Genomic DNA, 8000 nt, shown 5'->3' with positions numbered 1-8000 from the left:
GCCGCAGCTATCCAGGCCGCCTGTAATGTGGCCCAGAGCGGCTTTGCCGCCGAAATCGAGCAGAATATGAAGCGCTTGCCCGAGGCCCTGGTGGGCATTGCGCCCGCCGTCGATGGAGCCGTCTGAGATGACGGGAATCATCCGCAGTGTGGTGACGGGCGTTGGCGGGTACCTGCCGGAGAGGGTTGTCACCAACGCCGAACTTTCGACCCGGGTCGACACCACGGATGAATGGATCCGCGAGCGCACGGGCATTCATCAGCGCCATCAGGCGGCAGACGACCAGCCGGTCTCCGACCTGGCGGTCGAGGCGGCGCGCCGGGCGCTCGAGGCCGCAGGACGGACGCCGGCGGACGTTGATCTGATCATCGTCGCCACCACCACGCCTGACCTGACCTTTCCCGCAGTGGCGGCCATCGTGCAGCGAAAGCTGGGATGTCCGATCGGGATCGCCTTCGATGTCCAGGCGGTCTGCTCGGGGTTTGTCTATGCCCTTTCTGTGGCCGACGGGTTCGTGGCGCGCAACCGGGCGAAGTGCGCGCTGGTGATCGGGGCCGAAACCATGACCCGGCTGATGGACTGGACCGACCGCACCACCTGCGTGCTGTTCGGTGACGGCGCCGGAGCTGTGGTTCTGGAACCGGGCGAAGGCCAGGGGACGACGGCGGATCGCGGCCTGCTGGGCCTGGCCTTGCGCGCGGACGGCACGAAGCAGGACCTGCTCTATGTGGACGGCGGTGTCTCCACCAACCGCCAGACCGGCTATCTGCGGATGCTCGGCAATCAGGTGTTCCGCCACGCCGTCGTGAATATCTCCGAGGCGGTGACCGCAGCTGCGGCGGATGCCGGGGTCGAGGTCTCGGATGTCGACTGGTTTATCCCGCACCAGGCCAACCAGCGCATCCTGGAGGGCGTGGCCAAGCGCCTGGGGATCGATGAGACCAAGGTGATCTCCACCGTGGCCATCCATGCGAATACGTCGGCCGCCTCGATCCCGCTTGCGCTGGATCATGGCATCAAGGATGGCCGCATCAAGCCGGGACAGCTTCTGCTGCTGGAGGCCTTGGGCGGTGGGCTGACCTGGGGCGCCTGCGTTCTGCGACTTTAGCCGACAGCCGCGCCAAAGTACGCCGCGCGACTTGCAGTCTTTGTCACAATGGGACACTCAGGAAGAACGAGCAAAATGAGAACGGGGTCAGAGCGGTCATGAAGGGTGCGACGGTCACGCGGGCGGATCTCTGTGAATCAGTCCACGAGCAGGTGGGCCTGACCCGGCAGGACTCGTCAGAGCTGGTCGAACGCGTGCTGGAACTGATGTGCGTGGCGCTTGAAAACGGCAAGCAGGTCAAGCTCTCGGGCTTTGGCGTGTTTCAGGTGCGGGCCAAACGCGCCCGGATGGGCCGCAATCCCAAGACCGGCGAGCCCGCCGCCATCGAGCCCCGCCGTGTGATCGGCTTCCGCGCCTCGCAGGTGATGAAGGCCCGCGTCGACCGCGCGCTGTCGCGGTAAGGGCGGGATCGTCCCGTGGCCAAGGGTCCCGAAGCCTTCCGGACCATTTCCGAAGCTGCGGAAGAGCTCAGCGTGCCGCAACATGTCCTGAGGTTCTGGGAAACCAGGTTCGGCTTTATCAAGCCCATGAAGCGTGCGGGCGGTCGCCGGTTCTATCGCCCCGTGGATATCCAGGTGCTGGCCGGTGTGCGCCGCCTGCTCCACGATGAAGGCTATACCATCAAGGGCGTCCAGAAGCTGCATCGCGAGCAGGGCATCAAGGTTTTGATGGCCGCGGGGGCGGGGGAGGGGACGGCGGTCGCGAGCCCACCGCCGCCGCGCGCGGCACAGACGGGCGGCGTAACGCCGCTGCTGCTGGCCCTGCACGATCTGGAAACCGCCAAGGCTCGCCTCGACGGGCTGCTCCGCAACTGAAGGAAAGAATCTCGCCGCCGGCCGCTGGTCGGAGCGACAGGATTTGAACCTGCGACCCCTTGACCCCCAGTCAAGTGCGCTACCAAGCTGCGCCACGCTCCGAAGGGCCCGGCGGCGAGGCGCGTCTTCTAGCGGATGGGCAGATGAGAGCAACGACAAAGTTGGTGGCGGCGTTCTGCGTACTCATTGCAGGCCCGGCCGCCGCTGAGCCAGCCGACGAGCCGATTTGGGCGCGGCTTCCATCGCCAAGTCAGGTTCTCCAAGCCTATCCGCAAACCGCCAAGGGCGTTCCGGGCGGCAAAGCCACGATAAAATGTGTGCCGAGCCCAGATGGAAATCTCACAAACTGCAGTGTTCTGAGCGAAGATCCCCCCGGCGTAGGGTTTGGCGCGGCAGCAGTGGAGCTCGCGGCAGGTTTTCGCATGACCCCAAAGGCTGCGATGCGGAACGCCTCCGGAATTGTTTTCCCGATCCGCTTTATCCCTCCTGGTCCCGCGCCGCCATGGCGTGATGCCAAATTCAAATCCTCGGGCGACTACCGGGAATATGGTGTCGCAGGACCCTTCTATCCCGAGCGCGCCGCACGTTATGCAGTCGGTGGTGAAGTCGTCATGGATTGCCGGGTGGCATCCGACGACCAGTTGAAGGACTGCAAGCTTCTCGACGTTCGGCCAGCTGATTGGGGCTTTGATGAAGCGGTGGCGCGAATGATCCTAAAGGGATGGATGAGTGCAGGCGCGGCGCCGGTCGGAATTGCACCGCCTGCCGACGACATCTGGCGTTTCAAGGTACTCTTCCGCGACCGGAAGGGGCGATTTAAGAATTAGTCGAACTTATTCTCTGGGACGCCTCAGCTTCCAGGCTCGCGCTCCATCCAGCGGAACAGGGGAAACAGCGGCACGCCCCACAGGGTGCCGGCTATGGCGTAGTAGACCAGTTGGGCCGCCCAGTGTCTGGGCACGTGATCTCCGACCGACGAAACCACCACGACGTAAAACAGCAGGAACGCCAGGATGGCGACCAGACCGACCAGTTTTCGAAGGCGCATTGGCATATGCGCCTCATAGCGGGCTGGAGGCTTCGGGGTAAGCCCGCTATAGGGACAGCCCGATTCAAACCTCGAAAGTGCGCGAGCCGCGCCGATGACCTCGTTCCTGCGTTCCGACCGTTCACGACCTGTCGCGATCTGGCTGCTTGTGGTGGCCCTGCTGGTATTGGGGATGGTCATCGTCGGTGGCGCAACCCGACTGACGGACTCCGGGCTCTCGATCACCGAGTGGAAGCCGGTCACCGGCGCCTTGCCCCCGCTGTCGCTGGCCGACTGGCTGGCGGAGTTCGCGCTCTACAAACAGATCCCCCAGTATAGCCAACTGAACGCCGGCATGAGCCTGGAGGAGTTCAAGGTCATCTACTGGTGGGAGTGGTCCCACCGGGCGCTGGGGCGGTTTGTGGGCGTGGTGTTTGCGCTTCCCTTCGCCTGGTTTGCGATCCGGCGCGAGATTCCCCGGCGGCTGTTCTGGCGGATCGGCGGAATCTTTGTGCTGGGCGGCCTGCAGGGCGCGGTCGGCTGGTGGATGGTGGCCAGCGGGCTTTCGGAGCGGGTCTCCGTCGCGCCGGAGCGGCTGATGGTTCACCTGGGGCTGGCGTTCGCCCTGCTGGGGTTGCTGGTCTGGACGGCACTGGATGCCTGGGCCGGGGCGCCGCGGTCGAGGCCCAACGATGGCTGGAGTCGGGCATCGACCGTGCTGATCGGGCTGATCTACCTGCAGATCCTGCTTGGCGCGCTGGTTGCGGGCAATGACGCTGGTTTCGTCTACAACGACTGGCCGATGATGAACGGCGCGCTGATCCCGGATGACTATCCCGGCGCGACCCTTTGGGCGACCGTGGCGCACACGCAAGGGCCGGTGCAACTCCATCACCGGCTGTTGGCCTACGTGCTGGCGCTCATGGCGATCGGTATGGGTATCGCCGCGTTGCGGTCGCGCATTTTGTCATCGGGCGAGAAGCTGCTCGGCCTGGGTCTGGCCGGGGCTGTGATCCTGCAGGGCGTGCTTGGGATCGTCACCCTGATGGCCGGTGCGCCCGTCGGCCTGGGGATCGCCCATCAACTGGCGGCGGCGTTCCTGCTGATCCTGGCGGTGGCCTTCGCCTGGCGGGTTCGTCGCAGCTGATCTGTGCGGGGCGCATGAAATACATCCGGTATTATGATACCGTATTGAATATCCCGTTATTTGTCAGATAGTTAGCAATATTTCCGCGTTCCCCTTTGGGTTGACAGCGAGCCTTCCACCCGGCATATGCCCCGCCTCACGTCGGGTGCGCACCCAGCACGCCCGAACAGGTTCTATGGACACACCCTCATGCTGAAGAGCACTACGGCTTCGCTGAAGCCTGCCGAGGTCGAGAAGAAGTGGATCGTTGTCGACGCCCAGGACGCCGTTGTCGGTCGTCTGGCCTCGTTCATCGCCATGCGTCTTCGCGGCAAGCACCGGCCCGATTATACGCCGCACGTCGATTGCGGTGACTTCGTCGTCGTCGTCAACGCCGACAAGGTGAAGATGACCGGCAAGAAGCTGGCCGACAAGATCTACTACTGGCACACGGGCCACCCCGGCGGCGTCAAGAAGCGCACCGCGGGCCAGCTGCTGGCGGGCAAGTACCCCGAGCGGGTGCTGGAGAAGGCCGTCGAGCGCATGCTGCCCAAGGAAAGCCCCCTGGCGCGCAAGCAACTCACCCATCTGCGCATCTACAATGCCGGCGAGCACCCGCACGCGGCGCAGAACCCCGAGACCATCGCGTTCGCCGATCTGAACGCCAAGAACGTGCGGAGCGCCTGATGTCGGAAGCCACCACGACCGAAGCCACCGGCTTCGACGCCCTGAAGGGCATGGGTACGCAGGCTGAGCCCGTTGTTCACGTCCAGAAGCTGGACGCCCATGGCCGCGCCTATGCGACCGGCAAGCGCAAGAACGCCGTGGCCCGCGTCTGGCTCAAGCCTGGCAAGGGCAAGATCACCATTCACGGCAGCGAAGACCCCAAGCACAAGGACGGCCGTGACCAGACGGTCTATTTCGCCCGTCCGGTGCTGCGGATGATGATCGCCCAGCCGTTCCAGGTCACCGACCGGGTCGGCCAGTTCGACGTGGACATCACGGTCACCGGTTCGGGTCTCTCGGGCCAGGCCGGCGCGATCCGCCACGCCATCTCCAAGGCGCTCACCTACTATGAGCCCGGCCTTCGCGCCGTGCTGAAGCCGCATGGCTTCCTGACCCGCGACAGCCGCGTGGTCGAGCGGAAGAAGTACGGCAAGGCGAAAGCCCGACGCAGCTTCCAGTTCTCGAAGCGCTAACCGCGCGCGACGACAACTCGCGTTTACGGATCGGGGCGCTTCGGGAAACCGGAGCGCCCTTTTTCTTTGGCTGGACACTGACCTTATGACCCACACGATCTTCATCGACGGCGAAGCCGGCACCACGGGGCTCCAGATCCGGGAGCGACTGGCGGGGCGCAGCGACCTGCAGGTGGTCTCCATCGATCCGGCGCGGCGCAAGGACGCCGATGCCCGCGCCGAACTGCTGAATGGCGTGGACGCCGTGGTGCTTTGCCTGCCTGATGACGCCTCGCGCGAGGCCGTTGGTCTGATCACGTCGAGCACCGTCAAGGTGGTGGATGCGTCGACGGCCTACAGAACGGCGCCGGACTGGGCCTACGGCTTTGCCGAGATGTCAGCGACCCAGCGCGAGACCATCGGCAAGGCGACGCGGGTGTCGAACCCCGGCTGCTACCCCACCGGCTTCATCGCCCTGGTCCGGCCGCTGGTCGCCGCAGGCCTGATTCCGGCGGACTTCCCGCTGACGGTAAACGCGATCTCCGGCTATTCCGGCGGCGGAAAGGGCCTGATCGGCGAATTCGAGAGCCAGCCAGCGGCCACGGGTACGGATGACGCCTTCCGCGCCTACGGCCTGACCCTGGCGCACAAGCATTTGCCCGAGATGCAGATTCACAGCGGATTGGCCCATCCGCCGGTTTTCGCCCCGTCCGTGGGGCGCTTCGCCCAGGGCATGCTGGTGGAAGTCCCGCTGCAGCTTTGGGCCATGCCGGGCGCACCGTCGCCCCGGGACCTGTACGACGCCCTGGCGCGGGCCTATGCCGGCGAACGCTTTGTGGAGTTGGCCAGCCTTACTGAAACTGCGGAACTCCAGTCGGTACGAGCCGGCGCTGCAGGCTATGTCCCGGCCTTTGATCCCCAATCCTTGAACGGCAGCAACCGGATGCGGCTCTTCGTCTTTGGCAATGCGGCCGGAACGCAGGCCAGGCTGGTGGCGATCCTCGACAATCTGGGGAAGGGGGCCTCCGGCGCGGCGGTGCAGAACCTCAACCTGATGCTGGGTCTGCCGGAGGAAGCCGGACTGTGATCCTGCGTCCGGCCGAGATGCGCGACGCCCGTGCCATGGGGACGCTGCACATCCTGGCCATGCGAACCCTGACGTTTCTACCGCAATTGCACACCATCGACGAGGCGGTCGCGTGGATGGGCGGCGAGATCCTGCCGAAAGACCCGGCCTGGGTGGCGGAGGCCGATGGCGTGGTCGCAGGCTACGCCGTGTTCACCGACGATTGGATCAACCAGCTTTACGTTCATCCGGACCGACACGGGCAGGGGTTCGGCGCCGCATTGCTGGCGCATGTTCTGGCCTCCGGAGCGCCGAAACAACTCTGGACCTTCCAGCAGAACGAACGCGCACGCAGGTTCTATGAGGCCCGCGGCTTCCGGGCCGTTGAGTTCACCGACGGTGAGGCCAACGAGGAAAAGACACCCGATGTGCGCTATGAATCGCGCCCTTCATCCGTGTAACCTTCCGGCGACTTCGGACGTATGAGTGAACATGAGACACCTTTGCCCTGACCGCCGGACCCTGCTGATCGCCACAGCTGGCGCGCTGCTCAGTCCGGCTCTGGCCACCGCCGCCACGAAAGCGGCAGACCCCTTCGCGAACTCGCCCTTCCGCCGGCTGAGCGATGCCGAGTGGCGAAAGCGGTTGCCCGTCGCCAGCTATCTTGTGCTCCGTAAGGAGGATACCGAGCGCGCCGGAACCAGTCCGTTGAACCGCGAGAAGCGCAAGGGCACGTTTGTCTGCCTCGGCTGCGACCTGCCGCTCTTCAGCTCTGACACCAAGTACGAGAGCGGCACCGGCTGGCCCAGTTTCTTCCGCGCCTTGCCGGGCGCGGTAGGGGAAAAGATCGACTACAAGATCGGCGTGCCGCGCACCGAGTATCACTGCGCACGATGCCTGGGCCATCAGGGCCACGTGTTTCCCGATGGCCCCCGACCCACTGGCCTGCGCTACTGCAACAACGGTCTGGCCCTGAGATTCGTCCCCGCCTGAGCCGATAACATCAGGTCTTCGCGCCGCCCGCTCGAAGCGGCGCCACAGGCGGAGCAGGAGCCGCCGCCGCGCCCTGCGTGACCCGGCCGGCACCCGTGATGTCCGTTTCCAGCGACTTCGGGTTGGTGAGCAACCGGACATCCCCCGACCCGGAGATCTCCAGCTGCGCGCTTTCCGTGGGAGCGATGATGGCGTCCGCAGACCCTGAAACCTCCACCCGCGCCGACCTTGACTTCAGAGCGCCCAGGTTGGCGTCACCGGCGCCCGACAGATCAAGGGTCACTTCATCGGCCGTTCCGGTCGCGGTCACCTCGGCGGATCCGGAAACATCAATGCTCAGCCGGGGTTGATTGTAGCCTTCGATCGAGAGGTTATTGCGCCCCGACAGGTCGAACTCGGAAATCGCGGGCGCCCGGATCACCACCTTGAGCGTGGGATAGCCGCGCCGACCGTGACGGGCACCATGCTCGTAGCGAAGGCTGTCGCCGCGGATGACAACGTCGTTCACGGCTCTCTCCGGACCGGTGATGACCACGCTCGAGGGACCGGCGGACTGGATGTATTGAATATCGGCCGCCAGATTGACATCGAGCCGGTCCGCGCCGGACCAGGGCAGGGTCCGCGTGGCTTGCGGTCCCAGGTCACGCTGTTGAATGGAGCCGTCATCGTCGTCCCAGCCCAGATGTT

General features: G+C 65.1%; 12 protein-coding genes and 1 tRNA gene. 10 read left to right on the top strand and 3 right to left on the bottom strand.

Annotated elements, in window-relative coordinates; genetic code table 11:
* Positions 1–127 precede the first annotated feature (127 nt).
* Genes ACIQ42_RS12785 through ACIQ42_RS12775 form a run of 3 tightly spaced genes read left to right on the top strand, consistent with a single transcriptional unit; the run spans position 128 to position 1923 of the window.
* Positions 128–1108: a beta-ketoacyl-ACP synthase III gene (locus ACIQ42_RS12785; RefSeq protein WP_397422577.1), complete on the top strand. Its 981-nt coding sequence runs from the start codon at positions 128–130 to the stop codon at positions 1106–1108.
* Entirely contained in the window at positions 1081–1509 is a 429-nt protein-coding gene (locus ACIQ42_RS12780; protein ID WP_397422578.1) for an integration host factor subunit alpha, read from the top strand. Before ACIQ42_RS12785 ends, ACIQ42_RS12780 begins: the two co-directional genes overlap by 28 nt.
* A gap of 15 nt (positions 1510–1524) precedes the next feature.
* Positions 1525–1923, top strand: coding sequence for a MerR family transcriptional regulator (locus ACIQ42_RS12775; RefSeq protein ID WP_397422576.1), 399 nt, complete (start codon positions 1525–1527; stop codon positions 1921–1923).
* A gap of 25 nt (positions 1924–1948) precedes the next feature.
* On the opposite strand, the gene ACIQ42_RS12770 is transcribed toward ACIQ42_RS12775, so the two are convergent.
* Positions 1949–2025: transfer RNA gene (locus ACIQ42_RS12770), tRNA-Pro, on the bottom strand.
* Positions 2026–2066: 41 nt separating this feature from the next.
* Here ACIQ42_RS12770 and ACIQ42_RS12765 point away from each other — a divergent pair.
* The gene (locus ACIQ42_RS12765) at positions 2067–2750 is read left to right on the top strand and encodes a hypothetical protein (RefSeq protein WP_397422575.1); all 684 of its coding nucleotides are present in this window, start codon (positions 2067–2069) and stop codon (positions 2748–2750) included.
* Positions 2751–2773: 23 nt separating this feature from the next.
* Here ACIQ42_RS12765 and ACIQ42_RS12760 read toward each other — a convergent pair whose 3' ends face one another.
* Positions 2774–2971: a DUF2842 domain-containing protein gene (locus ACIQ42_RS12760; protein WP_397422574.1), complete on the bottom strand. Its 198-nt coding sequence runs from the start codon at positions 2969–2971 to the stop codon at positions 2774–2776.
* Between the two features lie 94 nt (positions 2972–3065).
* Between ACIQ42_RS12760 and ACIQ42_RS12755 the strand changes: the two genes are divergently transcribed.
* The 6 genes from ACIQ42_RS12755 (at position 3066) to msrB (ending at position 7313) form a co-directional block, all read left to right on the top strand.
* A complete protein-coding gene (locus ACIQ42_RS12755; RefSeq protein ID WP_397422573.1) occupies positions 3066–4097 on the top strand; it encodes a COX15/CtaA family protein in 1032 nt (343 codons plus the stop codon).
* 192 nt (positions 4098–4289) lie between these two features.
* A complete protein-coding gene (gene rplM, locus ACIQ42_RS12750) occupies positions 4290–4763 on the top strand; it encodes a 50S ribosomal protein L13 (protein WP_397402142.1) in 474 nt (157 codons plus the stop codon).
* Positions 4763–5275: a 30S ribosomal protein S9 gene (rpsI, locus tag ACIQ42_RS12745; RefSeq protein WP_397422572.1), complete on the top strand. Its 513-nt coding sequence runs from the start codon at positions 4763–4765 to the stop codon at positions 5273–5275. Before rplM ends, rpsI begins: the two co-directional genes overlap by 1 nt.
* An 85-nt stretch (positions 5276–5360) precedes the next feature.
* On the top strand, positions 5361–6341 hold the full coding sequence (argC, locus tag ACIQ42_RS12740; protein WP_397422571.1) for an N-acetyl-gamma-glutamyl-phosphate reductase: 981 nt from the start codon (positions 5361–5363) through the stop codon (positions 6339–6341).
* On the top strand, positions 6338–6781 hold the full coding sequence (locus ACIQ42_RS12735; RefSeq protein WP_397422570.1) for a GNAT family N-acetyltransferase: 444 nt from the start codon (positions 6338–6340) through the stop codon (positions 6779–6781). The genes argC and ACIQ42_RS12735 overlap by 4 nt, the downstream gene beginning before the upstream one ends.
* 31 nt (positions 6782–6812) lie before the next feature.
* A complete protein-coding gene (gene msrB, locus ACIQ42_RS12730; RefSeq protein WP_397422569.1) occupies positions 6813–7313 on the top strand; it encodes a peptide-methionine (R)-S-oxide reductase MsrB in 501 nt (166 codons plus the stop codon).
* 10 nt (positions 7314–7323) lie between these two features.
* Here msrB and ACIQ42_RS12725 read toward each other — a convergent pair.
* On the bottom strand, positions 7324–8000 hold a 677-nt coding region (locus ACIQ42_RS12725; protein ID WP_397422568.1), incomplete at its 5' end, for a GIN domain-containing protein.

The sequence above is a fragment of the Phenylobacterium sp. genome, from assembly GCF_044372605.1.
In the GTDB taxonomy this organism is placed as follows: Bacteria; Pseudomonadota; Alphaproteobacteria; order Caulobacterales; family Caulobacteraceae; genus Phenylobacterium.
This window is presented reverse-complemented; position numbering and strand designations above follow the sequence as displayed.